Source organism: Tistrella arctica (assembly GCF_039630945.1).
GTDB lineage: Bacteria > Pseudomonadota > Alphaproteobacteria > Tistrellales > Tistrellaceae > Tistrella > Tistrella bauzanensis.
Genome location: NZ_JBBKTV010000061.1, coordinates 1 through 220, shown reverse-complemented (window position 1 = coordinate 220; position 220 = coordinate 1). Strand labels below are relative to the sequence as shown.

The 220-nt window shown below is 61.8% G+C and carries 1 rRNA gene; it reads left to right on the top strand.

Features of this window, described 5'->3' with window-relative positions:
* Positions 1 to 162 precede the first annotated feature (162 nt).
* Positions 163 to 220: ribosomal RNA gene (gene rrf / locus WG924_RS28310) — 5S ribosomal RNA — on the top strand; the annotation flags it as partial.

The following is a 220-nucleotide window of genomic DNA, read 5'->3' as shown; positions in this document are numbered from 1 at the left end:
CTCGATAGAGCTCTATTGATCCCCGTCGCGCCCAGAACCGGGCCCGCGGGCCACACAGCTTGCATCACAGACACAAAAATCAGACGATCTCGCGCACACACCCGACCGGGTGCCCCTGAACAGGGGCAAATCCCCGGGCGGTCGTCTTGTGCGGTTTCATGACCTGGTGGCTATGGCGGACGTGAACCACCCGATCCCATCCCGAACTCGGACGTGAAAC